At 60.4% G+C, this 25,899-nt stretch carries 23 protein-coding genes; 10 read left to right on the top strand and 13 right to left on the bottom strand.

Annotated features, from left to right (window positions below; translation table 11 throughout):
* Window positions 1-5: 5 nt before the first annotated feature.
* Entirely contained in the window at window positions 6-641 is a 636-nt protein-coding gene (gene maiA / locus QMK47_RS24100; protein ID WP_258689324.1) for a maleylacetoacetate isomerase, read from the top strand.
* Window positions 642-857: 216 nt separating this feature from the next.
* Here the strand turns inward: maiA and QMK47_RS24095 are convergent, their stop codons facing one another.
* Window positions 858-1,661 (bottom strand): SirB1 family protein, encoded by an 804-nt coding sequence (locus QMK47_RS24095; protein ID WP_214512500.1) that lies wholly within the window; start codon window positions 1,659-1,661, stop codon window positions 858-860.
* A gap of 187 nt (window positions 1,662-1,848) precedes the next feature.
* Here QMK47_RS24095 and QMK47_RS24090 point away from each other — a divergent pair, with 187 nt between their 5' ends.
* On the top strand, window positions 1,849-2,868 hold the full coding sequence (locus tag QMK47_RS24090) for a Glu/Leu/Phe/Val dehydrogenase family protein (protein ID WP_003205422.1): 1,020 nt from the start codon (window positions 1,849-1,851) through the stop codon (window positions 2,866-2,868).
* A gap of 324 nt (window positions 2,869-3,192) precedes the next feature.
* Here the strand turns inward: QMK47_RS24090 and glyA are convergent, their stop codons facing one another.
* From glyA to QMK47_RS24065, 5 genes are all read right to left on the bottom strand, one after another.
* The gene (gene glyA / locus QMK47_RS24085; RefSeq protein ID WP_214512501.1) at window positions 3,193-4,431 is read right to left on the bottom strand and encodes a serine hydroxymethyltransferase; all 1,239 of its coding nucleotides are present in this window, start codon (window positions 4,429-4,431) and stop codon (window positions 3,193-3,195) included.
* 11 nt (window positions 4,432-4,442) lie between these two features.
* A complete protein-coding gene (thrC, locus tag QMK47_RS24080) occupies window positions 4,443-5,696 on the bottom strand; it encodes a threonine synthase (RefSeq protein WP_253478006.1) in 1,254 nt (417 codons plus the stop codon).
* Window positions 5,697-5,789: 93 nt separating this feature from the next.
* Complete coding sequence (locus tag QMK47_RS24075; protein ID WP_003205417.1) at window positions 5,790-6,221, bottom strand: Rid family detoxifying hydrolase; 432 nt, start codon at window positions 6,219-6,221, stop codon at window positions 5,790-5,792.
* Between the two features lie 29 nt (window positions 6,222-6,250).
* Complete coding sequence (locus tag QMK47_RS24070) at window positions 6,251-7,423, bottom strand: FAD-dependent oxidoreductase (protein ID WP_320389422.1); 1,173 nt, start codon at window positions 7,421-7,423, stop codon at window positions 6,251-6,253.
* A complete protein-coding gene (locus tag QMK47_RS24065) occupies window positions 7,420-8,625 on the bottom strand; it encodes a benzoate/H(+) symporter BenE family transporter (protein ID WP_214512504.1) in 1,206 nt (401 codons plus the stop codon). The genes QMK47_RS24070 and QMK47_RS24065 overlap by 4 nt, the downstream gene beginning before the upstream one ends.
* A 342-nt stretch (window positions 8,626-8,967) precedes the next feature.
* On the opposite strand from QMK47_RS24065, the gene QMK47_RS24060 reads away from it, so the two are divergent.
* The gene (locus QMK47_RS24060) at window positions 8,968-10,359 is read left to right on the top strand and encodes a PLP-dependent aminotransferase family protein (RefSeq protein ID WP_058543599.1); all 1,392 of its coding nucleotides are present in this window, start codon (window positions 8,968-8,970) and stop codon (window positions 10,357-10,359) included.
* Window positions 10,360-10,426: 67 nt separating this feature from the next.
* Here the strand turns inward: QMK47_RS24060 and QMK47_RS24055 are convergent, their stop codons facing one another.
* A complete protein-coding gene (locus QMK47_RS24055; RefSeq protein WP_003205410.1) occupies window positions 10,427-10,687 on the bottom strand; it encodes a YebG family protein in 261 nt (86 codons plus the stop codon).
* Between the two features lie 334 nt (window positions 10,688-11,021).
* Here QMK47_RS24055 and QMK47_RS24050 point away from each other — a divergent pair, with 334 nt between their 5' ends.
* On the top strand, window positions 11,022-11,522 hold the full coding sequence (locus QMK47_RS24050) for a phosphate-starvation-inducible protein PsiE (protein ID WP_047699631.1): 501 nt from the start codon (window positions 11,022-11,024) through the stop codon (window positions 11,520-11,522).
* Here the strand turns inward: QMK47_RS24050 and QMK47_RS24045 are convergent.
* Complete coding sequence (locus QMK47_RS24045) at window positions 11,519-11,836, bottom strand: DUF3509 domain-containing protein (RefSeq protein ID WP_214512505.1); 318 nt, start codon at window positions 11,834-11,836, stop codon at window positions 11,519-11,521. The genes QMK47_RS24050 and QMK47_RS24045 overlap by 4 nt on opposite strands.
* A gap of 507 nt (window positions 11,837-12,343) precedes the next feature.
* On the opposite strand from QMK47_RS24045, the gene QMK47_RS24040 reads away from it, so the two are divergent.
* A complete protein-coding gene (locus tag QMK47_RS24040) occupies window positions 12,344-12,754 on the top strand; it encodes an HPF/RaiA family ribosome-associated protein (RefSeq protein ID WP_253478003.1) in 411 nt (136 codons plus the stop codon).
* Window positions 12,755-13,028: 274 nt separating this feature from the next.
* On the opposite strand, the gene QMK47_RS24035 is transcribed toward QMK47_RS24040, so the two are convergent.
* Complete coding sequence (locus QMK47_RS24035; protein ID WP_253478001.1) at window positions 13,029-13,904, bottom strand: helix-turn-helix domain-containing protein; 876 nt, start codon at window positions 13,902-13,904, stop codon at window positions 13,029-13,031.
* Window positions 13,905-14,040: 136 nt separating this feature from the next.
* Between QMK47_RS24035 and QMK47_RS24030 the strand changes: the two genes are divergently transcribed.
* On the top strand, window positions 14,041-14,937 hold the full coding sequence (locus QMK47_RS24030; RefSeq protein WP_320389421.1) for a DMT family transporter: 897 nt from the start codon (window positions 14,041-14,043) through the stop codon (window positions 14,935-14,937).
* Between the two features lie 53 nt (window positions 14,938-14,990).
* On the opposite strand, the gene QMK47_RS24025 is transcribed toward QMK47_RS24030, so the two are convergent.
* From QMK47_RS24025 to norR, 4 genes are all read right to left on the bottom strand, one after another.
* Entirely contained in the window at window positions 14,991-15,962 is a 972-nt protein-coding gene (locus QMK47_RS24025; protein WP_320389420.1) for a D-glycerate dehydrogenase, read from the bottom strand.
* Window positions 15,963-16,173: 211 nt separating this feature from the next.
* Complete coding sequence (locus tag QMK47_RS24020; protein ID WP_320389419.1) at window positions 16,174-16,923, bottom strand: YkgJ family cysteine cluster protein; 750 nt, start codon at window positions 16,921-16,923, stop codon at window positions 16,174-16,176.
* A gap of 262 nt (window positions 16,924-17,185) precedes the next feature.
* Complete coding sequence (locus QMK47_RS24015) at window positions 17,186-18,088, bottom strand: chemotaxis protein CheV (RefSeq protein ID WP_014340109.1); 903 nt, start codon at window positions 18,086-18,088, stop codon at window positions 17,186-17,188.
* Window positions 18,089-18,287: 199 nt separating this feature from the next.
* Window positions 18,288-19,844 (bottom strand): nitric oxide reductase transcriptional regulator NorR, encoded by a 1,557-nt coding sequence (gene norR / locus QMK47_RS24010; protein WP_258689320.1) that lies wholly within the window; start codon window positions 19,842-19,844, stop codon window positions 18,288-18,290.
* 152 nt (window positions 19,845-19,996) lie between these two features.
* On the opposite strand from norR, the gene hmpA reads away from it, so the two are divergent.
* From hmpA to cyoB, 4 genes are all read left to right on the top strand, one after another.
* Complete coding sequence (gene hmpA / locus QMK47_RS24005) at window positions 19,997-21,178, top strand: NO-inducible flavohemoprotein (protein WP_258689319.1); 1,182 nt, start codon at window positions 19,997-19,999, stop codon at window positions 21,176-21,178.
* 453 nt (window positions 21,179-21,631) lie between these two features.
* Window positions 21,632-22,141 carry a disulfide bond formation protein B gene (locus tag QMK47_RS24000; protein WP_003205398.1) on the top strand — a complete coding sequence of 170 codons (510 nt, stop codon included), beginning with the start codon at window positions 21,632-21,634 and terminating at the stop codon, window positions 22,139-22,141.
* Between the two features lie 775 nt (window positions 22,142-22,916).
* Window positions 22,917-23,864: a ubiquinol oxidase subunit II gene (gene cyoA, locus QMK47_RS23995; protein WP_253477985.1), complete on the top strand. Its 948-nt coding sequence runs from the start codon at window positions 22,917-22,919 to the stop codon at window positions 23,862-23,864.
* 3 nt (window positions 23,865-23,867) lie between these two features.
* Window positions 23,868-25,898, top strand: coding sequence for a cytochrome o ubiquinol oxidase subunit I (gene cyoB / locus QMK47_RS23990; RefSeq protein ID WP_003205396.1), 2,031 nt, complete (start codon window positions 23,868-23,870; stop codon window positions 25,896-25,898).
* Window position 25,899: the final 1 nt, after the last annotated feature.

Below are 25,899 nucleotides of genomic sequence, written 5' to 3'. Positions count from 1 at the left end.
AGGGCATGGAACTTTATACCTATTACCGCTCCACCTCGTCCTATCGGGTGCGCATTGCGTTGGCGCTCAAGGGGCTGGATTACCAGGCCTTGCCCGTCAACCTGATCGCTGCGCCCGGGGGCGAGCATCGCCAGCCGGCCTACCTGGCGATCAACCCCCAGGGTCGGGTACCGACGTTGCGTACCGATGAGGGCGCGCTGCTGGTGCAATCGCCCGCCATCATCGAATACCTGGAAGAACGTTATCCACAGGTGCGGCTGCTCAGCGCCGACCTGGCGGTACGCGCCCATGAGCGTGGCGTCGCCGCGCTGATCGGTTGTGATATTCATCCCCTGCATAACGTCAGCGTGCTCAACAAATTGCGGCAGTGGGGCCACGATGAAACGCAGGTGGCGGAGTGGATCGGGCACTGGATCAGCCAGGGATTGGCGGCGGTGGAGCAGTTGATTGGCGACGACGGCTATTGCTTCGGTGCAGCGCCGGGGCTGGCGGATGTGTACCTGATCCCGCAGTTGTACGCGGCCGAGCGGTTTAATGTTTCGTTGCTGGCGTATCCGCGGATTCGTCGCGTTGCGGCGTTGGCGGCCGGGCATGCAGCGTTCCAACAGGCGCACCCGGCGAAGCAGCCGGATACTCCATAAGGGCTCGTCTCTTGTCCCTGTGGGAGCGAGCTTGCTCGCGATAGCGGTGTGTCAGCCATGAAGGTGCTGACTGAACAAGCGCCATCGCGAGCAAGCTCGCTCCCACAGTTGATCGCATTGAATTCACTTTTGATGTTCAGCGCAGATCCAATGTGGGAGCGAGCTTGCTCGCGAAGGCGATTCACCGTCGACAACGATGTGCAGCCCTACGACAGCTCAATGCACAATCGAATTTGGCGGCAAATGCCCCAGCCGCTCCGTCAGCCGGATCCGCTGGATCGGATCGTCGCTGAGCATCAGGGCATGCTCCAGGTCGAAGCGTTCGGCGTTGGGGCAATCGAGTCGCTGATACAGGCTGGCGCGAGCCAGGTAGTCGGCGGCGCTGGCGTTGCCCAGTTCCAGTACCCGTTCGGCGTCGATCAAGGCCGAGATGTAATCGTCGTTCGCCAGATGCAGTTGACGCAGGTTGCGCGACAGGCGCTGCAGCATCTGCATCGGCTCGGCATTGACCAGGTGTTCAGCCTTGAGCGGCATGTTCGCGCCGTATTGGCGCTGTAGCAGTTCCCGGCAGTCATTGGGGTACAACCGGCGGCCGCCGCACGGATCGAGCAGGTGATCGGCGCCGGGCACCTTCAACAGGAAATGCCCGGGGAAATTGACACCGACCATCGGAATTTCCAGGCCTCGGGCCAGTTCCAGGGCAATCAGGCCGAGGGCCAGGGGCTGCCCGCGTTTGCGTGCCAGGACCTTGTCCAGCAACGCTGCTCGTGGTCGCAGAGGCGTGAAGTCGTCCTGGGCGAAGCCCAAGTCATTGAGCCGTCGCAGCAAGGGCTGGCCCAGTTCGCTGACAGGCAGCATCGGCAGGCCATGGCTGACCCGTTGTTGCAGCTCCTTGAAATCTTTCAGCAAGGCCGGTACGTCGACCTCGCGATCATGTTCGGCAGCGATCCACAGCGCCGCTTCGAACAGCGCCGGTGGCGAGCGGTGCAGACAATCAAAAAAGGCTTGGCGCGGTTTCATCAAACTCTCCGGGCTATGCTCCCGTTTTAGCTCTGCCGTGGATTTTCGTCCAGTCTCGGACAGAGGCGGTAACAGGTTATGCCGAAAAAGACTGACCACCCCGGCGACTTATTCCGGCGTGCTCCAGCAAATTTCGACTGCACGCCTATACTGGCGAAACAAACCAAAGTGATTCGGGAGCCTTTCGATGTTTGCTCTCATGCAAAGCTCCCGCCTTGAATCGCTGCACCTAAGCGTAGACCCGGCAACCGGGTTGAAGGCGGTGATTGCCATTCATTGCAGTCGTCCGGGGCCCGCCCTGGGGGGCTGTCGTTATCTTGCCTACCCCGACGACGAAAGTGCCGTGGCCGATGCCGTACGCCTGGCCCAAGGCATGAGCTACAAGGCGGCGCTGGCCGGCTTGCCCGTGGGCGGCGGGGTGGCGGTGATCATGCGCCCGGCCCATGTCGAGAGTCGGGCCGCGTTGTTCGAAGCCTTTGGTCGCTGTATCGAGCAGTTGGACGGTCGCTATATCACGGCCATCGACAGCGGCACGTCGGTGGCCGACATGGATTGCATCGCCCAGCAGACTCGTCATGTCACCAGCACCACCGCCTCGGGAGACCCCGCACCGCACGCGGCAATGGGGGTTTTTGCCGGCATCCGTGCCACCGCCATGGCCCGCCTGGGCAGCGATAACCTCGAAAGCCTGCGGGTGGCCATCCAGGGCCTGGGCAATGTCGGTTATGCCCTGGCCGAACAACTGCATGCGGCCGGTGCCGAGTTGCTGGTCAGCGACATCGACCCTGGCAAGGTGCAATTGGCGATGGAGCAACTGGGCGCCCATCCGATCGCCAACGACGCGTTGCTCAGCACGCCCTGCGACATCCTTGCTCCTTGCGGGCTGGGTGGGGTGCTCAACAGCCAAAGCGTGGCACAACTGCGCTGCTCGGCCGTTGCCGGCTCGGCCCATAATCAGTTGAGCAACCTGCAAGTGGCCGACCAGTTGGAAAGACGGGGAATTCTCTATGCGCCGGATTATGTGATCAACTCTGGCGGGCTGATCTACGTCGCCCTGAAGCATCGCGGCGAAGAACTGTCGACGATCACCGCGCACCTGTCGAAGATCGGTGCCCGGCTCACGGAAGTATTCGCCCACGCCCAGGCGGAGAAGCGCTCACCGGCGCGGGTGGCCGATGAGCTGGCGGAGCGTTTGTTGTACCGCTGAAAATCCAATTGTGGGAGCGAGCTTGCTCGCGATAGCGGCCGTACATTCAATGTCTTCATCGACTGTCACACCGCTATCGCGAGCAAGCTCGCTCCCACAGGTTTTTCTGGTGCTCACAGACTGATCATTTCAGGCAAACACTCACCCTGTGGCGAGGGAGCTTGCTCCCGCTCGGCGGCGCAGCCGTCGTAAACCGGCTGATGCGGTCTGCCTGAATGATCGCAGCGATCCAATGGGGCCGCTTCGCAGCCCAGCGGGAGCAAGTTCCCTCGCCACCGTTTGTGCTCGCCGCTATATGCGCTTCGTGCTGTCCTTATCCAGCCATTACCTCAGCAGATACACCGGAAAGCACTCGCACAAATGCATCACTCGGCGTCGGGTGTTTTCCAGACGCGCCGCGTTGTCCGGCTGTTCCAGCAGGTCGGCGATCAAGTTCGCCACTTCGGCACATTCCGCTTCGCCAAAGCCACGGGTGGTCAGTGCCGGCGTGCCGATGCGAATGCCGCTGGTGATGGCCGGTTTCTGCGGATCGTTGGGGATCGCGTTTTTGTTCAAGGTGATATGGGCGCTTTCCAGCAACGCTTCGGCGTCTTTGCCGGTGATGTTCATCGAGCGCAGATCGAGCAGGAACATGTGGCAATCGGTACCGCCGGACACCACCCGCAAGCCGCGTCGGGTCAGGACGTCGGCCATGACGCGGGCGTTGTCGATCACCCGCTGCTGGTAATGCTTGAACCCATCGCCCAAGGCTTCGTTGAACGCCACGGCCTTGGCGGCGATGACGTGCATCAGTGGGCCGCCCTGGTACACCGGGAAAATCGTCTTGTCGAGCAGGGCGCCATATTGTGCCTTGGCCAGGATCAGACCGCCGCGCGGGCCGCGCAAGGTCTTGTGGGTGGTGGAGGTGATGAAGTCGGCGATGCCAACCGGCGACGGATATACGCCCGCAGCGATCAACCCGGCGTAGTGCGCCATGTCCACCATCAGGTAGGCACCGATTTCATCGCAGATTTTGCGAAAGCGTTGGAAGTCGATGGTCCGCGAATAGGCCGAGGCCCCGGCGATGATCATCTTCGGCCGGTGTTCCCTGGCCAGGGCTTCCATTTCTTCGTAGTCGAGGGTTTCGGTTTCCGTGTCCAGGCCATAGGAAAATGCCCGGTAGATCTTGCCGGAAAAATTCACCGAGGCGCCGTGGGTCAGGTGGCCGCCATGGGCCAGGGACATGCCCAGGATGGTATCGCCGGGTTCAAGTACCGCCAGGAAAACCGCCTGGTTGGCCTGGGAGCCGGAGTGCGGCTGCACGTTGACGTATTCGCAGTTGAACAACTTGCGAGCGCGTTCGATGGCCAGGTTCTCGATTTCATCGACGACCTTGCAGCCGCCGTAATAACGCTTGCCCGGATAGCCTTCGGCGTATTTGTTGGTGAGCACGGAACCCTGGGCCTGGAGCACTTCCTCGCTGACATAGTTTTCCGAAGCGATCAGCTCCAGGTGGGTTTCCTGGCGGTTGCGCTCGCGGTCGATCAGGCGGGCAATGGTGGGGTCGAAATTTTGCAGGCTCATGGTGTGATTCCCTAGATAAGCGCCTCGGCCAGCGGCGCAGTCACGTGATGCGGCAACACCCGTGGCTGGCTTTTGGTCGAGTCGGATAGAAAAATGGAGGTGTCTTTCAAACCGCTGCCGGTGATCAGGATCACGGCGGTTTGCGGTGTGTCGGGGTGTGTTTCGGCGTACTTGAGCAGGCCGGCGAAGGCACTGGCTGCGCCGGCTTCTGGGAACACCCCGGTGCTGGCGGCCAATCTCGAGGCGGCGGCGACAATGCTCGGGTCGCTGACACAAATGAACTCGCCGGCACTGGCGGTGACCGCACGCATGGCCTTGAGGCGATCACGCGGCAGCGCCACATTGATGCTGCTGGCCAGGCTGGTGGGGGGGCGGCGTTCGGTTTTTTGCATCGAGCGGTCGTTGCGCCAGGCGCGGTACATGAAGTTGCTGTGCTCGGCCTGCACGCCGATCAGGCGTGGGATGCGTTCGATCCAGCCCAATTGCAGCAAGTCGAAAAAGCCTTTGTAGACCGAGCCCAGGATGCAGCCGTTGCCGACGGGCACGAACACCAGGTCCGGCACTTGCCAGTTGAGCTGTTCGCACATCTCGAAGGCGACGGTTTTCTTGCCTTCGCTCATGTACGAGTTGATCCCGGTGGTGCGGTTGTACCAGCCGTGCTCTTCGCAGGCGTTGAGACATTGTTCGAAGGCTTCGTCATATTGCCCGTCGACCAGCACGATCTCGGCGCCGTAGCCCTGCATCTGCGCGAGCTTTTCCCGGGGCGCGCTCTTGGGCAGGTAAATGACGTTGTGCAAGCCCAGGCTGGCGCTCATCCCGGCCAATGCCGAAGCGGCATTGCCGGTGCTGGCCACTGCCACGGTGCGTGCACCCGATTGCATGGCGTGGGCCACCGCCAGGGCGCTGGCGCGATCCTTCAACGACCCGGTCGGTTGTCGCGATTCGTCTTTTACGAAGACTTTGATCCGGGCGCCCTTGCCGAGCAATTCCGGGCGCGAGTACAGCGGCGTGTTGCCCACCAGTAACGGTGGAATGAACTGCGTCGAGCTCAACGGCATCAAGCGGTCATAGCGCCACATGCCACGGGCGTGGTCATGGGCCAGGCTGTCCCGGGACCATTCGCGCTTGAGTGCCGGGTAATCGTAAAGCGCGTCCAGGGCACCATCGACTTTGCAATGAGGGCAGTAATAGCTGACCTCATGGGGCTGGTAGCTTCGATCGCAAACCAGGCATTGCAATACATACTCTCTGTACGAATTTTTCATGTCACCCTCTGAAAGTACGCTGTGCTGGTGCTTTCCTTGCCAACGTCGGTCCAGCTCACCAGACCGACGGGCACTCCGCTGACAGAAGGTGTTTCAGATCACCATGATGGCGTCGATGGCAACCAGGGTGTTGCGTGCCAGTGCACTGGCGCCGGCGGTGGTGCGGGCCGGGTAGGGCTTGGTGAAGTACTCTTCCATGACGCGGTTGAGGGTCGGGAACTCACTCAAGTCAGTGATGAACGCCGTGACCTTGACCACGTTCGCCAGGGTGCCACCTGCCGCTTCGGCCATTTGCACCAGGTTGTCGAGGGTCTGGCGCAGTTGGCCTTCGAAATCCTTGGCCAGCACTTCGTTGTTCAGCGCCGAGACCGGGGTCTGTGCCGACAGGTAGATGGTCTGCCCGTGGCTGACCTTGATGCCCTGGGAATAGGTACCCAGCGGCAATGGTGCCTTGTCGGTGAAAATGACGTTCTCTTCGCCCAGGAAAGGTTTGGCGGCGGGCTGGATTTGAGCGGTGGTTTGCATAGTGACGTTCCTTGTTAAGTGGATGGGGGTTAGTGCAAATCGGCAACCTGCTTGACGGCCAGGCTGGAAAATTCCTCGTCGCGGCAACGGGCCGGGGAAAAATGCTGGTAGTTGAGTTGCAGCGCCGCCAGGTCGTCCGGCATGGCGATGCCCAGCGCCGCATGGCTGCACAGGCGTGCAATGGCGGGCGCGGCCTGGATGCCGTAGCCACCGAGGGCGGCGAGCCAGATAAAACTCTCTTGCTGTGGGTCCTGGCCGAGCACCGGCGAGCGGTCGGCGACGAAGGTTCGCAGGCCCGCCCATTTGTTGATGATCGAGCGCGGGCGCAGGCGCGTGGTGTTTTGCAGGCGATCCATGGTGATGGCCAGGTCAAGTTCTTCCGGCAGTGCGTCGCAGGGCAATGAAGGGCTTTCATCGCAGGGGGAGACGATCAGCCGCCCGGCTTCAGGCTTGATGAAAATGTCCTCGTCGACCGTGCCCAGGTAAGGCGTGTGGTGCACGTCGCATTGTGGATCGACCGCCAGCACGGTGCGCCGCAATGGTCGGACACCGACCTTGGGCACGCCGCAGCGCTCGGCGAATTCATCGGCCCAGGCACCGGCGGCGTTGACCACGATGGCTGCTTGCAATTGCTGGCCGTCCTGGGTGTGCAAGCGCCAGTGCCCGTCGCGATATTCGCCACGCAGCACTTCGGTCTCGCGCTTGATCACACCACCGCGGGCCCGCAGCCCACCGAGGTAGGCACCGTGGATGCCATGCACATCCAGATCGAAGGCGCTGGGCTCGTAGATCCCGGCGTTCCAGGCACCTTCGGCGAGGTAGGGGACCAGCTCCTGCACTTGCTTGTCGTCGAGCAGCTCGGCCGTGGGCACTTGCCCCAGGACGGCGCTGAAACGCGCTTTGAGTTTGTCCACCCGTGCCGCCTGGGCCACGATCAGCGCGCCCCGGGGCGACCATAGCGGATGCTCGGCCAGGCCCTCGGGTGGGTTTTCGAAGAAGCGCCGGGACGCACAAGTCAGTGAGCGGATCTGTTGGTTGCCGTAGCTTTCCATCGAGATCGCGGCTGAACGCCCCGTGGTGTGATAGGCCAGTTGCTGTTCCTGTTCGAGCAGGCAGACGCTGCCATGGGCTGCCAATTCATAAGCGGCAGACACGCCGGCGATGCCGCCACCCACTACAATGAAGTCGTAACGAGCGGTCATGGTCGGCTGCCCTCGGCGATAACGGCGGCTTTGCGTTCGCGGGTGTAGCTCAGCACGAAGTGCGCCACGAGGCCGAAGATCAAGCCCCAGAATGCGGCGGCCAGGCCGAGGAAACTCATGCCCGAAGCCGTCACCAGGAAGGTGATCAGTGCCGCTTCGCGTTGTTTCTCGTCAGCCATGGCGCCGGTCAGCCCGGCACTGATCGCGCCAAACAAGGCGAGACCGGCGAGGGAGGCGATCAATTCTTTCGGCAGTGCCGAGAACACCGAGGCCAGGGTGGCGCCAAAGGTGCCCATCAGGATGTAGAACACCCCGCAGGCGATCCCGGCCATGTAGCGTTTGTCGCGGTCTTCGTGGGCTTCGCGGCCGGTGCAGATCGCTGCGGTAATGGCTGCCAGGTTCAAACCGTGGGAACCGAACGGGGCCATCAGGATCGAGCCAATCGCGGTGACCGAAATGATCGAGCGTGCTGGCGTGTTGTAGCCCGAGGTGCGCAACACGGCCATGCCTGGCACGTACTGGCCGGTCAAGGTCACCAGCGCCAATGGCAGGCCGATGTTGATGATTGCGTGCCAGTTCCATTCAGGGGCGATGAAGACCGGCTGGGCCACGGCGATGGTGATCGAGGTGCTGTTGAGTTCACCGAACGAGGCGGCCACCGCGCAACCGACGATCAGCACCGACAGGATCGCGTAGCGTGGCGAAAAGCGCTTGAAGATCAGGTACGCCGCGATCATCGCCAACACCAGCGCCGGCTGCAGTTTGATCGAGGTGAACAGCTCGGCGCCGAAGCGGAACAGGATCCCGGCGAGCATGGCGGCGGCAATGGCCTTGGGCAGGCGGCTCATCAATTTGTCGAACGCACCGGACAGGCCGACCAGCGCGATGATCACCGACGCCACCACATAGGCACCGATAGCCTGGGGCAGGGTCACGGTGGGCAGCATCGACACCAGTAACGCTGCACCCGGTGTCGACCATGCGGTGATGACCGGAACACGCAGGCGCCAGCTCAGGAACAGGCCGGTAATCCCGCTGCCAATGGAAATGGCCCAGATCCATGAAGACACCACGTCGTTGGGCAGGTGCGCTTCCTTGGCTGCCTGGAACACGATGATGAGCGGGCCAGCGTAGGAAATGATCACGGCGATGAAGCCCGCGATGATCGCCGACAGGGATAGATCCTTTCTGAATGTGTCCATGATGTCTCGACTTGGCGCGACAGGAGCGCGCAGTGAATGATTGAGTCGATTGCTTCGATTCGAGATCAGTGTATTTGAATGAATTGAGTTGATTCAATAGGGGGCGGGATTGTTACGAGATATTTTTCTGCTATGACGGGCTGTTTTCGCGCTTTTCATGAGTTAACTATTTGATTTTAATTGATATTTTTTATTGTAAAAAATTCTCAATGTTGCATTGAGAAACGATTCAATAATCGTATCAATCGATTCAATGTGTCGATTGTGTCGAATTATTAGTTGCCTAACCTCCATGTGATATGCTCGGATATTCATCATTTCTACGATGGGCAGTGATCATTCATGTGGGTTCCCCAGCTAAGCGAGTTCAGCCAACCGATGTATTTGTCGATTGCCGATGCGTTGGCGCGCGATATCAACAACGGCGTGCTGAACGAGGGCGATCGCCTGCCGACCTTGCGGGAGCTGGCCACTACCTTGAATGTCACGCCGGGCACCATCAGCCGGGCCTATAGCGAGGCTCATCGGCGTCGGTTGGTGCAGGGGGAAGTGGGGCGTGGCACCTACGTGCTCAACCAGAAGCAGCTGGAGCTGCCGGCCAGCAACAGTGCTGCCGCGCCACTGAACCTGGGGCAATCCGAACTGCTCGATCTTTCGATCATCAAGCCCTACAGCGAAACCCTGGAGTACTGGTTGCGTGGCGCCCTGGTGGGCATGGCCAAGAGCACCGATTTCGCTCGCGCACTGGATTACGCGCCGGATGGCGGTCACCCGGCGCATCGCGAGGCGGGGGCGCAATGGTTGCGTCATTCATTGCCCGACGCACAATGGCAGCAAGTGGTGATTACCGCAGGGGCCCAGCATGGCTTGATGGTGGCGATGAGCGCCCTGACCAACGCCGGCGACCTGGTGCTCTGCGAAGCGCTTTGCTACCCGGGCATCATTTCACTGGCCCACGGTCTTGAGCGTCGCCTGCGTGGCGTGCCAATGGATGACGAAGGCATCATTCCCGAAGCGTTGCGCGAACTGTGCCTGCGCGAGAAGCCGGCGATGCTGGTCTGCGTGGCGACCTGCCAGAACCCGACGGCGGCGATCATGTCGCAGAAGCGTCGGGCCCAGATCGCCGCGCTTGCCGAGGAATTCGACTTTATCATCCTGGACGATGATATCTATGGCTTCCTGGCCACCGATCCGTCGATCAAGCCACTGTCGGCCTTTGCGCCGGACCGTTCGGTGTACCTGACCAGCCTGTCGAAATCGGTCATGCCGGCGCTTCGCGTCGGTTATATTTACAGCCCGCCGAAACTGCTGTCGCGCCTGACCTCGATGGTGCGCAGCAGCGTCTGGATGCCGTCGCCATTGACCGCGCAGTTGGCCAGCAATGTGATTACCGAAGGCCTGGACAAGAAACTGATTCGCATCCAGCGCAACGAGGCGGCGGGGCGACAAGCGATCGCCCGGGAAATCTTTGCCAATTTCGAGCTCAAGACCCAGCCATATTCCTATCACGTCTGGTTGACGCTGCCGGAGCCATGGACCAGCGACGAGTTCACCATGCTCGCCCGGGCCAACGGCGTATTGGTGCTCAGCGGCACCCAGTTCCAGGCTGAGCGCTCAGGGACCACCCGCTGTGTACGGCTGGTGTTGATGTCCCCCACCAGCCAGGACGAACTGCGTTTCGCCCTGACCAAACTGGCGAGCCTGATCGATTCAGACCCACGTCGTTATTACTGAAAAAGATCGCAGTCTTCGGCAGCTCCTACGCGGTGTAGGCGCTGCCGAAGGCTGCGATCTTTTTTAGTTATTCGTCCGACGGATTGAGCAGTTCGGACAAGGCGTCCGGCTGGCTCTTGAATGCCTTGGCGAACACATCACGATTCTTCGCCATATAGATCCCGGCTTCCTCGACCTGTTGCTCGCTCAGCGATGGAACGGCTTTTTGCAACACCTCTGCCAGCAATTCGGCGAGTTCCAGCATTTTGTCATGACGGTCAGCTTCGGCTTTATCCATGAACAAGCGCTCCAGATCTCGGCTGCTGCGGTATACCACTTCGACGGCCATTCACCACCTCACATGCCTTCACATTGGTTGTCTTTGTGACTACTGTATTTATATACAGGCAAAAGGATAAGCGAATCCTCTTGCTTTGGATAGTGGCTTTTTAATGTAGACCGGTTTCGGCATGTGAGAGCAAAGCTTGTGGGTGCAAGGCTTGCGGGAGTAAAGCTTGTGTGGGAGCAAAGCTTGCTCGCGATCAGGCGCATGAAGCTCCCCAAAGTGCCGAATACCAGCCTATCGCCATCTCACCCCAGTCGCTGGCCTTTTTTCTGCATGCAGAACAACCGTCACGTCCAACCCGCATCATCCGGTCGAGCCGACCTAAGGAAACTACATCGTGAAAATCAACTGGGCCGAGAACCTGCGCCAGAACGTCCATCAACTGGCCGAATCCCTGGGAAACCTGTTCGTCGAGACCTTCCACTACCTGGCGCTGTTCGCCATCGGTGCGGTGACCGCGTGGGCGGCGGTGATGGAATTCTTGCAGATGATCGAAGCAGGACACATCAAGATCGATGACATCCTGCTGCTGTTCATCTACCTGGAATTGGGGGCGATGGTCGGGATCTACTTCAAGACCAACCACATGCCGGTGCGGTTTCTGATCTACGTGGCGATCACGGCGCTGACGCGGCTGCTGATTTCCAACGTTTCCCATCACAGCCCGCCAGACCTGGGGATCATCTACTTGTGCGGTGGCATCCTGCTGCTGGCGTTTTCGATCCTGGTGGTGCGCTACGCTTCGTCGCAGTTCCCCTCGGTGAAGATCGAGCACCCGCACCGTAAGGTCGGCGCGGGTTCCAGCGAACATGCCGAGGTGGAGAAAGGAGAAATCTAGATCCCGGCGGCAGAGGACGCCGGCCCCTGCGCGTGCGGTGGTGGCAGCTTGATGCTGTCACCGCCGGTCATGGCTTCGAGGATGGCCACGGCGCTGTGGCCCTGCTCGATGGCGATGCCGAACTGGATACTTTGCACCAGGCGCTTGAGGCGCTCCGGGTCGTTGCGCTGCAAGGCGCTGATCATGCGTTTGGCGACGATGCGCCCGCTCTTGGACAGGGTCAGCATGATGCTGCCGTCCAGGCCCTGAATGCTCAGGTTGATTTGATAATGCGGCGCAAAGGCGTCGGTAATGATCTGAAAAGGGTTGTCCATGATGCGTCACCGCCTGATTGAACGTGCAGTTGTTGACCGGCCATGATCGGGATTAGTTCGCAACACCGGACCACCGGCCATTCCATGATCGTGTTCAGCTCAAGATTCCAGGGGCCAGGCAGGCCCAAGATCAAAAGATCGCAGCCTGCGGCAGCTCCTGCAGGGAGTTAGCAAGTGGCATGCCGGAAAAACTGTCGGACAATGATCACGGAGCCTGGGCGCCAAACGCTCTGGAATGCGGCTGTGGTCGCTGCCCGTTTCGGGGCAATAAAGCGCGGATGTTCGCTGACGGTGCAGGAGGGGAGGCGATTTACGGTGGGTAGGCAGGGCAGGGGTAACTCCCGACATTAACAGCGCTTTTGCCTGTTGTCTGGCTTTATTTGCGTATGAATATTTATCTTTTTTTAGGGGTTGAATTGTTCTTCCGCCAGCCCGACTCTGTATTCAAGGGGCCGTTGCATCAACGTCGACGGCCCCCGGCGAGCTAGCTGAAATAAGGGATGAACTATGCAAATCCAAGTCAACAGCGATAACCATATTCAAAGCAGCATCCGACTGGAGGAGTGGGTACGTACTACCATCGAAAGCACGCTCGAACGTTATGAAGAAGACCTGACACGGGTCGAGGTTCATTTGCGGGACGAGAACGGCGATAAGCCGGGTCCCCATGACCTGCGTTGCCAGCTTGAAGCACGGCCGAAGGGCCATCAGCCGATTTCCGTCACGCACAAGGCCGAATCGCTGGAACTGGCGATCGAAGGCGCGGCCACCAAACTTGAAAATGCCCTGGAGCATTTGTTCGGCAAACTGCGCGGCAAGCGCGCCGTCGATTCGACGCCGACTGAGTCCATAGCCCTGGCCGATGCGCTGCTGGAAGAAGAATTCCTGGAGAACGAACGGGCCGCGCTTCACGGCTGAAACCTCGTTCATTTCACTTGCGACTGAAAAACGGGCCTGCAATCGCAGGCCCGTTTTGTTTTATTGGTTTGGTTTCCGCTTCTGCATTGATCACATTCTCCTGTGGGAGCGAGCTTGCCCGCGAAAGCGGTGGGTCAGTTTGCAGGGTTGTTGAATGTCCTGACGCCTTCGCGAGCAAGCTCGCTCCCACAAAGGGATTGTGTTGAGTGGGGATTTTGTGAACGCCATGGATCAAGTGTGGGAGCGAGCTTGCTCGCGATGGCAATAGCCGGCGCTAGCGCAAGAACGCCTGCCGATACTCCCCAGGCGTTGCGCCCAGGGCCTGACGGAATCGATTGGTGAAGTGGCTGGCGCTGGCAAATCCACAGGCCAATGCCACCTCGCCCAACGGTTGTGAAGTGGTGCGCAGCAAATGCCGCGCGCAGGTCAAGCGTCTGGCCAGCACATATTGATGAGGAGGCAGCCCGAAGCTTTCGCGGAACATCCGCGCGAAGTGGTATTCGGACAACGCGCACAGCGCCGCCAATTGGCCGAGGCTGATGGCATCGGCCAAGTGGCTGTCGACGTAATCCACCAGCAACCGCCGTAGGTGAGCCGCCAGGCCGCCCTTGAGGCGAAGCCCCTGGCGTTGGCCGACCTGGCTGAGCAGCAGATGATTGAGCAAGTCATGGGCCAGGCTAGTGGTCAGCAGGCGTTCACCGGGCTCGTCCCAGTTCAGCGCGATCAACTGGCGAAAACGCTGTGCCTGTCGCGGGTCGTCGAGGAAGGTCTCCTCGTGCAGTTGCACCTGCCGCGGTTCGCGGTCCAGCAGCGTGACGCACCCCAGGGCGAATTGTTCAGCGCTGAAATACAGGTGGGCAAGGCGAATGTCGCCGTTGATGACCCAGGCCGATTGATGTCCGGCGGGCAGTACGCAGAGTTTGCCCGGCGCGCCCGTGGTGTCGGGCCGCTCGCGGCGAAACGTACCGGTGCCGCCAGCGATGTAGCATGACAGCGTATGGTGAGTCGGCGCCTCGTAGTCCTGGGCGTCGTGGTGATTGCTCCACAAAGCGGCCGCCAAGCCGTCCCCGAGCTCGGCGCTGTGCTCCAGGCGAGCATTGGGCGAGCTGTTGAGGGCTTGAAAGACTTGCAGGGTTTGCAGTGTGGACATGATCGGTTCTCCAACGCTTGCATCCTACTCCGTCGGCCGATCCACGCCAGCCAGCCTGCGGAAAAAACCGCAAGTTTATGCAAGCGCCGGGTCAATGGCAGCGGGACACTGAACGTCATTGTCAGGAGCCGTCCCCATGAACCTCTCGTTGTATCTGCTTACGGTGCTCATCTGGGGCACCACCTGGATTGCCCTGAAATTGCAGTTGGGCGTCGTCGCCATTCCCGTGTCGATTGTCTATCGCTTCGGCCTTGCGGCCCTGATCCTGTTTGCGATGCTCTTGCTCAGCCGGCGCTTGCAGGTGATGAACCGGCGCGGCCATTTGATTTGCGTTGCCCAGGGCCTGTGCCTGTTCTGCATCAACTTCATGTGCTTCCTGACCGCCAGCCAGTGGATTCCCAGTGGGTTGGTCGCTGTGGTGTTTTCCACCGCCACGCTCTGGAACGCCCTCAATGCCCGCGTGTTCTTCGGTCAGCGGATTGCCCGTAACGTGCTGTTGGGTGGCGCCCTGGGGCTTTCGGGGCTGGCGCTGCTGTTCTGGCCGGAACTGGCCGGCCATAGCGCAAGCCCGCAAACCTTGCTTGGCTTGGCGCTGGCGTTGCTGGGCACCTTGTGTTTCTCGGCAGGCAACATGCTGTCGAGCCTGCAACAGAAGGCCGGTCTCAAGCCGTTGACCACCAATGCCTGGGGCATGGCTTATGGCGCGGCGATGCTGGCGGTGTGGTGTGCGTTCAAAGGCATCCCGTTCGACATGGAATGGAACACGTGCTACATCGGCTCGCTGTTGTACCTGGTGATCCCGGGTTCGGTGATCGGCTTTACGGCCTATCTGACGTTGGTGGGACGCATGGGGCCGGAACGGGCGGCGTATTGCACCGTGTTGTTCCCGGTGGTGGCGTTGAACGTCTCGGCGTTTGTCGAGGGTTACCAGTGGACGGCGCCGGCATTGGTGGGGCTGGTGTTGGTGATGCTGGGTAACGTGCTGGTGTTTCGCAAGCCTCGGCCAGTGGCCGCGAAAGTCGCGCTGACATAACGTCTAGCGATAATCCCGTGGCGAGGGAGCAAGCTCCCTCGCCACAGTGTGTTCTATTTCCAGACTTGCGGATTGACCAGGTTCTGCGGTCGCTCGCCCAGCAATGCACTGCGCAGGTTATCCACAGCCAGATCGGCCATGGCGGCGCGGGTTTCGTGGGTGGCTGAGCCGATGTGGGGCAGGGTGACGGCGTTTTTCAACTGGAACAGCGGCGATTCGGCCAGCGGTTCTTTCTCGTAGACATCCAGCCCGGCGCCGCAGATGCGATTGTTCTGCAGGGCTTCGATCAGCGCCGGTTCATCCACCACCGGGCCCCGGGAAATGTTGACCAGGATGGCGCTCGGTTTCATCAGGCCCAATTCGCGCTGGCCGATCAGATGGCGGGTCTTCTCGCTCAATGGCACGACGAGGCAGACGAAGTCCGCTTCGGCCAGCAACTGGTCCAGTTCGCGAAATTGTGCGCCCAATTGGCTTTCCAGTTCAGTCTTGCGGCTGTTGCCGCTGTAGAGGATCGGCATGTTGAACCCCAGTCGGCCACGCCGGGCAATGGCCGCGCCGATGTTGCCCATGCCGACGATACCCAGGGTCTTGCCATGTACATCGCTGCCGAACAGTTGTGGGCCGACTGTCGCCTGCCATTGGCCAGCCTTGGTCCAGGCGTCCAGTTCGGCCACGCGCCGGGCGCTGCTCATCAGCAGGGCGAAGGCCAGGTCGGCGGTGCTTTCGGTGAGTACGTCGGGGGTGTTGGTGAGCAGGATCCCGCGCTCATTGAAGTAGGCCAGGTCATAGTTGTCGTAGCCCACCGATATGCTGGATACCACTTGCAGGTTCGCGGCGCCTTGCAGTTGCTCGCGCCCGAGCTTGCGACCGACCCCGATCAGTCCGTGGGCGTGGGGCAGGGCTTCGTTGAACTGTGCGTTGATATCGCCCTTGGACGGGCTTGGCACGATCACGTCGAAGTCCTGTTGCAGGCGCTCGACCACCTGGGGCGTGATACGGCTGAAGGCAAGTACGGTTTTTTTCATCGTGCAAGGCTCATCGGGGAGAAGATACCAAGCACGCTAACATTCCTGGCGAGGGTTAGGCGAGGGGGAGTTTGATTGGGAATGTAGCCAACCCCTGTGGGAGCGAGCTTGCTCGCGATCGCTGTAGACCATTCAACATGGATGTCGGCTGCCAGTCCGCCATCGCGAGCAAGCTCGCTCCCACAGGGGCTCTACTTCATCCTTTGGATATCTACGCCGCCCGCAGCGAAATAAAGGCGTAATTGACCGGTGCCTCAGTGACCACCCGCGCGCCGCTGGCCGATACCTGGCGGGCCACGTCATCGCCAGACAGGTGGAACTGCCATTCACTGGCGTGCTGTTGTGCAGGTTGCAGGCGTGCCTGATCGAGGGCGGCCACGAATGCGTTCATCTGCGGCAGATACGCGGTGAAGCCGTCGCCCTTGAGCGCGGTGGTGCGGATGCCCAGGGCGGCGCAGATGCGGTCCTTGATGGCGATCTCTTCACGGTCGGCCTGGCGTGAACGCTCGATCAACCGAACCAATTCCTGATCGACCAGTTCACCGCCGAGTATCAGTTGTGGCCCGGTTTCCCATGACTCTGGAGGGCATTCCTTGACGGCGATATTGAGGGGGATGTGCGGGTTGATTTCCATCGGATAGATGCGGCACACCAAGGGGCGACGCTCATAGATGCGGCACAGGTTTTCTTCGTCAAGATTCCGACAACGGCCGACGTTGTAGGCGGCAAAGGTGATCGCCACAAGGGCCTCGGTGCTGCCGCTGCGGACCACCGCCGAGCGGCGCTCGGCATGCTCGCGTTGCCCTGCCGGCAGGCCGAGGCCGTTGGGCAGGAAGGCTTCTACCAGGACAATCACCTGGCCGCCGTCGTCCGCCCACATCCGGGCCTCGTCGAGGGTCAGGGGGACGTGGTGATCGGTGCAGCATTTGCCGCACCCTACACAGGAAAACGTTGTGTTCATTGAGCGCCCGGTCGCAGAAGGCTGGGGACGGCGACAGAAAAACGCCGTGATGGACCGTGCGAAGCAAGTTATGCGCCACTCACCGGTTGGTAGCGGCAGGGCCGATCGAGTCCCACTCGGTCACGTAGGCGGTTTTGGTTTTTTTTGCGGTAGAGGCACAACTCGGTGCCTTGTTCCGGGAAGCCAGGACAAGAGTATGCCCGAGGTTGTCGGACGCTGATCGCTCCCGCGCTGGAACGCAGAAGCGAGCAACCGATATGACTCAGTGACCTTGCTCGGCAACGGCCTTGGCCGCCGTGATCAGGCACTTGGTCAGTTCCGGTGAGGAAAACTTGGTGAGCACGCCGTTGGCGCCGGCCAGCCGGGCTTTTTCACTGTTCATGGCACTGTCCAGCGAGGTGTGCAGCAACACGTAGAGGTGGGCGAAGTCCGGTGTTTCGCGCAGGGTCCGGGTGAGGGCGTAGCCGTCCATCTCCGACATCTCGATGTCCGAGACGATCAGGTTGATCTGTTCGGCCGTGCCTTGCAGGTCCAACAGGCATTCGATGGCTTCCTTGGCGCTGCGGGCGGTGTGGCATTGCAGGCCCAGGTTGCGCAGGGTGTGCACCGATTGCTGCAGCGCGACCTGGCTGTCATCGACCACCAGGATCCGTGCGTTGCCCAGCACTTCGGCGTCTTCCATGCTCAGTTCGGTCGGCGCGGTTTCGATCTGTGCCGGTGCGATGCCGTGGATGACCTTTTCGATGTCCAGTACCTGCACCAGCGTGCCGTCCACCGAGGTCACGCCGGTGATGTACGAGCGCACACCGCCGGAGCCGTAGGGCGGCGGTTTGATGTCGGTGGTCAGGCAATGCACGATCTTGCTCACCGCTTGCACATGCAGGCCCTGTTTGGAGCGGCTGACGTCAGTGACGATCAGGCAGCCGCCATCCGGGTCTTCCAGCGGTCGTTCGCCAATGGCGCGGCTCAGGTCGATCACCGACAACGATGTCCCGCGCAGGGTGGCGATGCCTTTGACGTGCGGATGCGACTCCGGCAGCTTGGTCAAGGGTGGGCAGGGAATGATTTCGCTGACCTTGAGCAGGTTGATTGCCATCAGCTTGCCGCTGCGCAAAGTAAACAGCAGAAGCGAAAGTGAATCTGCGCGGGCTTTGTTGGAAGACATAAAAACCTTCTGTGGAAAAAGGTGGGGCGAGCATAGCGATCGCCAGAACAGCTTGTGATATTGGGTTATCGACTTGTCGGGGACAGGCTTTAGGACGAAAGCTTGTCAATAGCATGGATCGTTGTAACAAGATCCTTGTGCGGGATAGCTTTTTGTGGCGAGGGAGCTTGCTCTCTCGCCACAAAAGCACCCCCAGCCACTATTTCAGGCCAAGCCGTTTTGCCATCCGTCCCAGGTTCGCCCGGTCCAGCCCCAGCTCCCGGGCGGCGCTGGCCCAGTTGTGTTGGTGACGCTCCAGGCAGGCAGCGATCAGCGTGCGCTGGAACGCGTCCACCGCTTCGCGCAAGTCCCCCGTTACACCCTGCGCGGTCGGCACCGGGAGGATGGACGAAGGTGTGGGGTTGTCCACAGGTGCCTGGGGCAAATCCAGGTCCTGGGCGCTGAGGCTGAGGATTTTCGGGCGCGTCGCGCACCGGCCCAAGGCCTTCAAGGCGCTGCGGCCAATCAGGTGTTCCAGTTCGCGCACATTGCCCGGCCAGTCGTACGCCAGCAGTGCGGCCTGGGCGTCGCTGGTCAGGCGCAGGCTGCCCAGGCCCATGCGCGAGCGATTGTGTTCCAGGAAAAAACCGCTGAGCAGCAGCACGTCCCGTCCGCGATCGCGCAGCGCCGGCACCTGCAGCGGATACACACTCAAGCGATGGTAGAAGTCGGCCCGATAACGACCGTTGCGCACTTCTTCGGCCAGGTCGCGATTGGTGGCCGCGATCAGGCGCACATCGACCCGGTGTTCCTTGTCCGAGCCCAGGCGTTGCAGTTGGCCGCTTTGCAGTACCCGCAACAACTTGGCCTGGACGGTCAGGGACAACTCGCCCACTTCGTCGAGGAACAAGGTGCCGCCGTCGGCCAGTTCGAACTTGCCGCGCCGGTCGTTCGTGGCCCCGGTGAAGGCACCTCGTACATGGCCGAAGAGTTCACTTTCCACCAGGGTATCGGGCAGGGCCGCGCAATTGAGGCTGATGAGTGGCTGCTCGGCACGTTTCGACGCGGCATGGATGGCCTGGGCGACCAGTTCCTTGCCCACGCCGGTTTCGCCGGTGATCAATACCGTCAGGTCGCTGCTGCCCACCAGCGCGATCTCTTCCACCAGACGTTTGTGGGCCTTGCTCTGGCCGACCATGTCGCGAGGTTGTTGGCCGCTGGCCTGGCGATAGACCTCGGCGCGACGGTGCTCGTCCTCGGCCTTCAGGGCCAGGCGCTCGATGCGCTCGGCGGCGCTGACCGTGGCGGCGGCGAGACTGGCGAAGGCTTGCAGGGCACTCAGGTCGATGGGCTCGAAGCGCTCCGGATCCAGCGAATCCAGGGTCAGCAGGCCCCAGGGCCGCTCGTCGACGAACAGCGGGCAACCCATGCAGTCATGAACTTCCAGATGCTCGGCGAGTCCCTCGACCAGTCCGTCGTACGGATCGGGCAGGCCGCTGTCGGCGGCGAAGCGGGTGGGCTGCGGGTTGGCCAGCAGCGCTTCGAAGCGCGGGTGTTCGCTGACCCGGAATCGCCGGCCCAGTGTATCGGTGCTCAGGCCATCCACGGCGAGCGGCACCAGGCAGTCGCCGTCCAGGCGCAACAACGCCGCCGCATCGCAAGGCAGCAGGGTTCGCAAGGTGCCGAGCAGGCGCCGATAACGTTCGCCTTCAGGCAGTTCGCGGGACAGATCGGCCACCAGTGGCAGCAGGGAGGTCAGCAGGGCGGTTGCGGTCATAATGACTCCATGTAGTCGTAACGACTATAAGACTGGCCGTGTCGATATGACTACATTGTTTTTAACGTGCTGATTTTAAATGAAAAAATTTATGGCATGAAAACTGATAAGGCGTACCTAACTGTTATCGGTCATACGCCAGGAGTCACCTTATGCTCAGTCGAGAAGAACGCGCCATCATTCGCTCCACCGTTCCGTTGCTTGAAAGTGGTGGTGAGGCGCTGATCACTCACTTCTATCGCATGATGCTGTCCGAATACCCGCAGGTGCGCCCGTTGTTCAACCAGGCTCACCAGGCCAGTGGCGATCAACCGCGGGCCCTGGCCAACGGTGTGTTGATGTATGCGCGGCACATTGACCAACTCGATGAATTGGGCGACCTGGTGGCGAAGATCGTCAACAAGCACGTTGCCCTGCAGATCCTGCCGGAACATTACCCGATTGTCGGTTCGTGCCTGCTGCGAGCAATCGCCGAAGTGCTGGGCGCGGAGATCGCCACACCCGAAGTGATTGCAGCGTGGGGCGCAGCCTACAACCAGTTGGCCGATATCTTGATCGGCGCCGAAGCTGGCATGTACGACAAGAAGGCCGAGGCGCCGGGCGGCTGGCGTGGCGAGCGCGAATTCATCCTGACGGCCAAGGTGCAGGAAAGCTCGGAGATCACTTCGTTTTACTTTGAACCGACGGACAAGGGCCCGATCCTGTTGGCCGAGCCGGGCCAGTACATCGGCATGAAGCTCATGCTTGATGGCGAGGAAGTGCGCCGCAACTATTCACTGTCAGCCCTGGCGGACAATGGTCAATACCGTATCAGCGTCAAGCGCGAGCCGGGCGGACGGGTGTCCAACCATCTGCATCATCATTTCGACGTCGGCAGCCGCATCCAGTTGTTCCCGCCGTCCGGGGACTTCTACCTGACTGCCAGCGATAAACCGCTGGTGCTGATCAGTGGCGGCGTTGGCATCACCCCGACCCTGGCCATGTTGCAGGCGGCGCTGCAAACCGAGCGGCCGGTGCATTTCATTCATTGCGCGCGCAACGGCCGTGCCCATGCCTTCCGCGACTGGATCGACGACCTGGCCAAGCGGCATCCGCAGCTCAAGCGCTTCTACTGCTACGACGAAGACGACGGCTTGAGCCCGGCCGCCGACAAGGTGGGGTTGTTGAGCCAGGAGCAACTGGCGCAATGGCTGCCGCAACAGCGTGACCTGGATGCCTATTTCCTCGGGCCGAAGGGCTTCATGGGTGCCGTCAAACGCCACCTCAAGGCCTTGGGCGTGCCGGACCAGCAGAGCCGTTACGAATTCTTCGGCCCGGCGGCGGCGCTGGAATAAGGTCGCGCTAACCGAGAGACCGGGTTGCCTTCATCGCGAGCAGGCTCGCTCCCACAAGGGATCTGTGGTGGACACGATTCTCGTGAACACCGCAAAAGAGCTGTGGGAGCGAGCTTGCTCGCGATGGCGTCAGTACATTCAACATCAATGCAAGCTGACCCACCGCTATCGCGAGCAAGCTCGCTCCCACAAGGGATCTGCGGTGGATACGATTCTTATGAACACCACAAAAAAACTGTGGGAGCGAGCTTGCTCGCGATGGCGGCGGCAAGTCCATCCTTGTCCAACTGCCAGAATTAATCCGCACTTAACCTTCTTGCGGTCTATTCCCCTTCAATGTCGACGCCCGCTGCTCGTTCACTGTCATGGTCTGCGTGTAGACTTCGGGCATCCGACCGCGCGCCCGAGTGTTGCCGTGCCGCGCGTCGATCCATGCAGACAAAGGGAAACGCAATGAGTGAGGAAATGATGCGCTTAGGCCGTGAGCGGCGCTATCTGGTGCTGCTGGGGCTGATCTGCCTGGCGCTGATCGGCGGCGCGCTGTATATGCAGGTGGCCCTCGGTGAGGCGCCGTGCCCGCTGTGTATCTTGCAACGCTATGCGCTGTTGCTGATCGCGATCTTCGCCTTCATCGGTGCCGCCATGCGCACCCGCCGCAGCCTGACGATCTTCGAAGGCCTGGTGGTGCTCAGCGCCCTGGCCGGTGCCGGTGTGGCAGGGCATCACGTGTACACCCAGTTCTTCCCGGCGGTCAGTTGCGGCATCGACGTGTTGCAACCGATTGTCGATGACCTGCCGCTGGCGAAGATCTTTCCGCTGGGGTTCCAGGTCGATGGTTTTTGCTCCACCCCCTACCCACCGATCCTGGGGCTGTCCCTGGCGCAATGGGCACTGGTGGCCTTCGTGTTGACGGTGGTGCTGGTGCCGTTGCTGGTGTCACGTAACCGCAAACAGATTCGCTGAAGCGCCTTGATGAAACGCCCCGGTTTCTCTCCTGGAGAACCGGGGCGTTTTGCGTTTCACTCTTGAGCCGGACCGTCCTTGATCCGAGGCAAGAATAGCCTGCGACAATGTGCGACATGTTGTCACATATCTTGAGGCGCTCAGCCTTTTCAGGGGCGATTAGACGCTCCTTCCTGTAATAAAAAACCGTCTGGCTTCGCAACCTGCCTATTACCTGCAGCAGGCATTTCTAACAGCGAAGCGTCAGGTGCCAGAGCCCCCGAAAACTGGGCGTTTGCCGGGTAAATAACCTCCTCGCGATCCTCCCGAACTGTCTAAATCGGGCATAGTAGCCCTACGTTTTTTGGGGTTCTTGTTGAGAATTAATTTCGATAACATGCTGGCTTGTTGCAATATCTGCGAAAGATTGTTGCCGGATCGGATAAAAATTATTTCGAGATGAGACATGGTCTACAGCGCCTCAGCTCACTACAATCGCCCGCACCGATTTTCCGACCCGGCTCAAGCTTGAGCACGAGGGTGGTCGAAGGGCGCCAGCGCCCCATGCGACCCCAGGTGTCGGTGCCTCCAACTACCCGCACCAAATGGAATTGGGCTTGAACTAGGCCTTTGACCAACGAATAAGAACTCACTGCTGGCCCAGGATGTGTCGAACAGCCGCTGACGTTCGACGGGCAGCCCTTATTCAATCCAAGAAAATGCCAACCCTTGGCAGGGTGAAGTGTTGGCGATCAAAACCCAACTGCATTGCGCAAGCTGCTTTAGAGGTCGTGAGATGAGTAAAAACAGGTACCCCCGATTACTAGGCTTGTTGCCGCTGCTCGGCACGTTGCTGCTGGGAGGCTGCAACATGACCTTGCTCGATCCCAAGGGCCAGGTCGGCCTGGATGAACGAAACCTGATCATCACCGCTACGCTGCTGATGTTGCTGGTCGTTGTGCCGGTCATCGTCATGACCTTCCTGTTCGCCTGGAAGTACCGCGCAACCAATACCAACGCCACCTACACGCCGAAGTGGTCGCATTCGACCAAGATCGAAGTCGCGGTGTGGACCATTCCGGTGCTGATCATCATTGCCCTGGGTTACGTCACCTACAAGTCGACCCACGCCCTGGACCCGTATCGTCCGCTGGATTCCGACGTCAAGCCGATCACCATTGAAGTGGTCTCCATGGACTGGAAGTGGCTGTTCATCTATCCGGAACAAGGCATTGCCACGGTCAACAAGATCGTGTTCCCGGCCCACACGCCGATCAATTTCAAGGTCACTTCCGACACCGTGATGAACTCGTTCTTCATCCCGGGCCTGGGCGGCCAGATCTACGCGATGGCGGGCATGCAGACCAAGCTGCACCTGATCGCCAACCAGAACGCCGAACTCGACGGTATCTCCGCCAACTACAGTGGCGCGGGTTTTACCGGCATGAAGTTCAAAGCAATCGCCACGACCCAGGAAGATTTCGACGCCTGGGTCAACGATGTGAAGAAGGCACCTAAACAGCTTGAAAAAGCTGAATACGAAGCCCTTTCCAAACCGAGCCAGAACAACCCAGTCGAACTCTACTCGTCGGTTACGCCGAACCTGTTCCAGACCATCATCGACAAGTATGAAGGGATGAATCCGGGCAAGCCGATGCACCACGAGAAGAACGAGAAGGAAGTGGCCGACAACATGGAAGGGATGGACATGAGTTCGCATTCAGCTGCCGGGGCAGAGGAGTAAACGATGTTTGGTAAATTAAGTTGGGAAGCGATCCCGTTCCACGAGCCGATTGTCATGGTGACCCTCGCCATCATCGCACTCGGCGGTCTGGCGCTGTTCGCGGGGATCACTTACTTCAAGAAGTGGACCTACCTGTGGACCGAGTGGCTGACGTCGGTCGACCACAAGAAAATCGGCGTGATGTACATCGTCGTCGCCATGGTCATGCTGCTGCGTGGTTTTGCCGACGCCATCATGATGCGTACCCAGCTGGCCATGGCCACCGAGGGTTCGCCTGGCTACCTGCCGCCTGAACACTATGACCAGATCTTCACCGCCCACGGTGTGATCATGATCATCTTCATGGCGATGCCATTCTTCACCGGCCTGATGAACCTTGCAGTACCACTGCAGATCGGTGCTCGTGACGTTGCCTTCCCGTTCCTGAACTCCCTGAGCTTCTGGCTGCTGGTATCCGGCGTGGTGTTGATCAACCTGTCCCTGGGCGTTGGCGAATTCGCCAAGACCGGTTGGGTTGCCTATCCGCCGCTGTCGGGCCTGCAATACAGCCCGGGCGTGGGGATGGATTACTACATCTGGGCGCTACAGCTATCCGGGTTGGGTACGACGCTGACGGGGGTCAACTTCCTGGCCACCGTGGTCAAGATGCGTACCCCGGGCATGAAGCTGATGGACATGCCGATCTTCACCTGGACCTGCACCTGGGCCAACGTCCTGATCGTCGCTTCCTTCCCGATCCTGACCGCTACCCTGGCCCTGCTGACGCTTGACCGCTACATGGATTTCCACATTTTCACCAATGAACTTGGTGGCAATCCGATGATGTACGTGAACCTGTTCTGGGCTTGGGGTCACCCTGAGGTGTACATCCTGATCCTGCCGGCATTCGGGATTTTCTCCGAAGTCATCTCGACCTTCTCCGGCAAGAAACTGTTCGGCCACCACTCGATGATCTACGCCAGCGGCGCGATCTCGGTACTGGGCTTCATGGTCTGGCTGCACCACTTCTTCACCATGGGCTCGGGTGCCAGCGTCAACGCCTTCTTCGGCCTGGCGACGATGCTGATTTCGATCCCGACGGGGGTGAAGCTGTTCAACTGGCTGTTCACCATCTATCAGGGCCGTCTGCGTTTCACCAGCCACGTGATGTGGACCCTGGGCTTCATGGTGACCTTCGCCATCGGCGGCATGACCGGCGTATTGCTGGCCATCCCGGGTGCTGACTTCGTGCTGCACAACAGCCTGTTCGTGATTGCGCACTTCCACAACGTGATCATCGGTGGCGCCGTGTTTGGCTACATCGCCGGTTTCGCCTTCTACTTCCCGAAAGCGTTCGGCTTCAAGCTGCACGAAGGCTGGGGCAAGGCAGCGTTCTGGTTCTGGATCACCGGCTTCTTCGTCGCGTTCATGCCGCTCTATGTACTGGGCTTCATGGGCATGACCCGTCGCCTGAACACCACCACCAACCCTGAGTGGGTGCCGTACCTGTACGTCGCCATGTTCGGTGCGGTGATGATCGCTGTTGGTATCGCCTGCCAGCTGATCCAGTTGTATGTCAGCGTGCGCGATCGCAACAAGCCAGAGAACATGTGCGACCACGGTGACCCGTGGAATGCCCATACCCTGGAGTGGTCGACCTCTTCGCCACCGCCGTTCTACAACTTCGCCGTGCTGCCAAAAGCAGACGTCATCGACCCGTTCACCGAAGCCAAGGAAAACGGCACCGCGTACCCGGTCCCGGCCAAGTACGAGCCGATCCACATGCCCAACAACACTGCTACCGGTGTGGTCATGGGCGCGCTGCTGACCGTGTTCGGTTTCGCGATGATCTGGCACATCTGGTGGCTGGCCATCGCCAGCCTGGTCGGCACCGTGGTGTATTTCGCTATCCATGCTGCCCGTGACGATCAGGGCTACATGGTGCCGGTGGATGTCATCGAGCGCATCGAAGCCGAGCAGCACAAACGTCTGGTAGCGGCCGGGAAAGTCCCTGCCACCGCCACCCGTGTTGAAACCTCGTTGGAACAGGCTTAAA

It is taken from the genome of Pseudomonas sp. P9_35, assembly GCF_034008205.1.
Lineage (GTDB): Bacteria > Pseudomonadota > Gammaproteobacteria > Pseudomonadales > Pseudomonadaceae > Aquipseudomonas > Aquipseudomonas kilonensis.
The sequence above is the reverse complement of the archived record's forward strand: the minus strand, read 5'-3'. Positions and strand labels throughout refer to the sequence as shown.

Excerpts from the sequence above, each read along its gene's own strand:
- maiA (WP_258689324.1), top strand. The coding sequence starts at position 6 with ATGGAACTTTATACCTATTACCGCTCCACCTCGTCCTATCGGGTGCGC.
- QMK47_RS24095 (WP_214512500.1), bottom strand. The coding sequence starts at position 1,661 with ATGAAACCGCGCCAAGCCTTTTTTGATTGTCTGCACCGCTCGCCACCG.
- QMK47_RS24090 (WP_003205422.1), top strand. The coding sequence starts at position 1,849 with ATGTTTGCTCTCATGCAAAGCTCCCGCCTTGAATCGCTGCACCTAAGC.
- glyA (WP_214512501.1), bottom strand. The coding sequence starts at position 4,431 with ATGAGCCTGCAAAATTTCGACCCCACCATTGCCCGCCTGATCGACCGC.
- thrC (WP_253478006.1), bottom strand. The coding sequence starts at position 5,696 with ATGAAAAATTCGTACAGAGAGTATGTATTGCAATGCCTGGTTTGCGAT.
- QMK47_RS24075 (WP_003205417.1), bottom strand. The coding sequence starts at position 6,221 with ATGCAAACCACCGCTCAAATCCAGCCCGCCGCCAAACCTTTCCTGGGC.
- QMK47_RS24070 (WP_320389422.1), bottom strand. The coding sequence starts at position 7,423 with ATGACCGCTCGTTACGACTTCATTGTAGTGGGTGGCGGCATCGCCGGC.
- QMK47_RS24065 (WP_214512504.1), bottom strand. The coding sequence starts at position 8,625 with ATGGACACATTCAGAAAGGATCTATCCCTGTCGGCGATCATCGCGGGC.
- QMK47_RS24060 (WP_058543599.1), top strand. The coding sequence starts at position 8,968 with ATGTGGGTTCCCCAGCTAAGCGAGTTCAGCCAACCGATGTATTTGTCG.
- QMK47_RS24055 (WP_003205410.1), bottom strand. The coding sequence starts at position 10,687 with ATGGCCGTCGAAGTGGTATACCGCAGCAGCCGAGATCTGGAGCGCTTG.
- QMK47_RS24045 (WP_214512505.1), bottom strand. The coding sequence starts at position 11,836 with ATGGACAACCCTTTTCAGATCATTACCGACGCCTTTGCGCCGCATTAT.
- QMK47_RS24040 (WP_253478003.1), top strand. The coding sequence starts at position 12,344 with ATGCAAATCCAAGTCAACAGCGATAACCATATTCAAAGCAGCATCCGA.
- QMK47_RS24035 (WP_253478001.1), bottom strand. The coding sequence starts at position 13,904 with ATGTCCACACTGCAAACCCTGCAAGTCTTTCAAGCCCTCAACAGCTCG.
- QMK47_RS24030 (WP_320389421.1), top strand. The coding sequence starts at position 14,041 with ATGAACCTCTCGTTGTATCTGCTTACGGTGCTCATCTGGGGCACCACC.
- QMK47_RS24025 (WP_320389420.1), bottom strand. The coding sequence starts at position 15,962 with ATGAAAAAAACCGTACTTGCCTTCAGCCGTATCACGCCCCAGGTGGTC.
- QMK47_RS24020 (WP_320389419.1), bottom strand. The coding sequence starts at position 16,923 with ATGAACACAACGTTTTCCTGTGTAGGGTGCGGCAAATGCTGCACCGAT.
- QMK47_RS24015 (WP_014340109.1), bottom strand. The coding sequence starts at position 18,088 with ATGTCTTCCAACAAAGCCCGCGCAGATTCACTTTCGCTTCTGCTGTTT.
- norR (WP_258689320.1), bottom strand. The coding sequence starts at position 19,844 with ATGACCGCAACCGCCCTGCTGACCTCCCTGCTGCCACTGGTGGCCGAT.
- hmpA (WP_258689319.1), top strand. The coding sequence starts at position 19,997 with ATGCTCAGTCGAGAAGAACGCGCCATCATTCGCTCCACCGTTCCGTTG.
- QMK47_RS24000 (WP_003205398.1), top strand. The coding sequence starts at position 21,632 with ATGAGTGAGGAAATGATGCGCTTAGGCCGTGAGCGGCGCTATCTGGTG.
- cyoA (WP_253477985.1), top strand. The coding sequence starts at position 22,917 with ATGAGTAAAAACAGGTACCCCCGATTACTAGGCTTGTTGCCGCTGCTC.
- cyoB (WP_003205396.1), top strand. The coding sequence starts at position 23,868 with ATGTTTGGTAAATTAAGTTGGGAAGCGATCCCGTTCCACGAGCCGATT.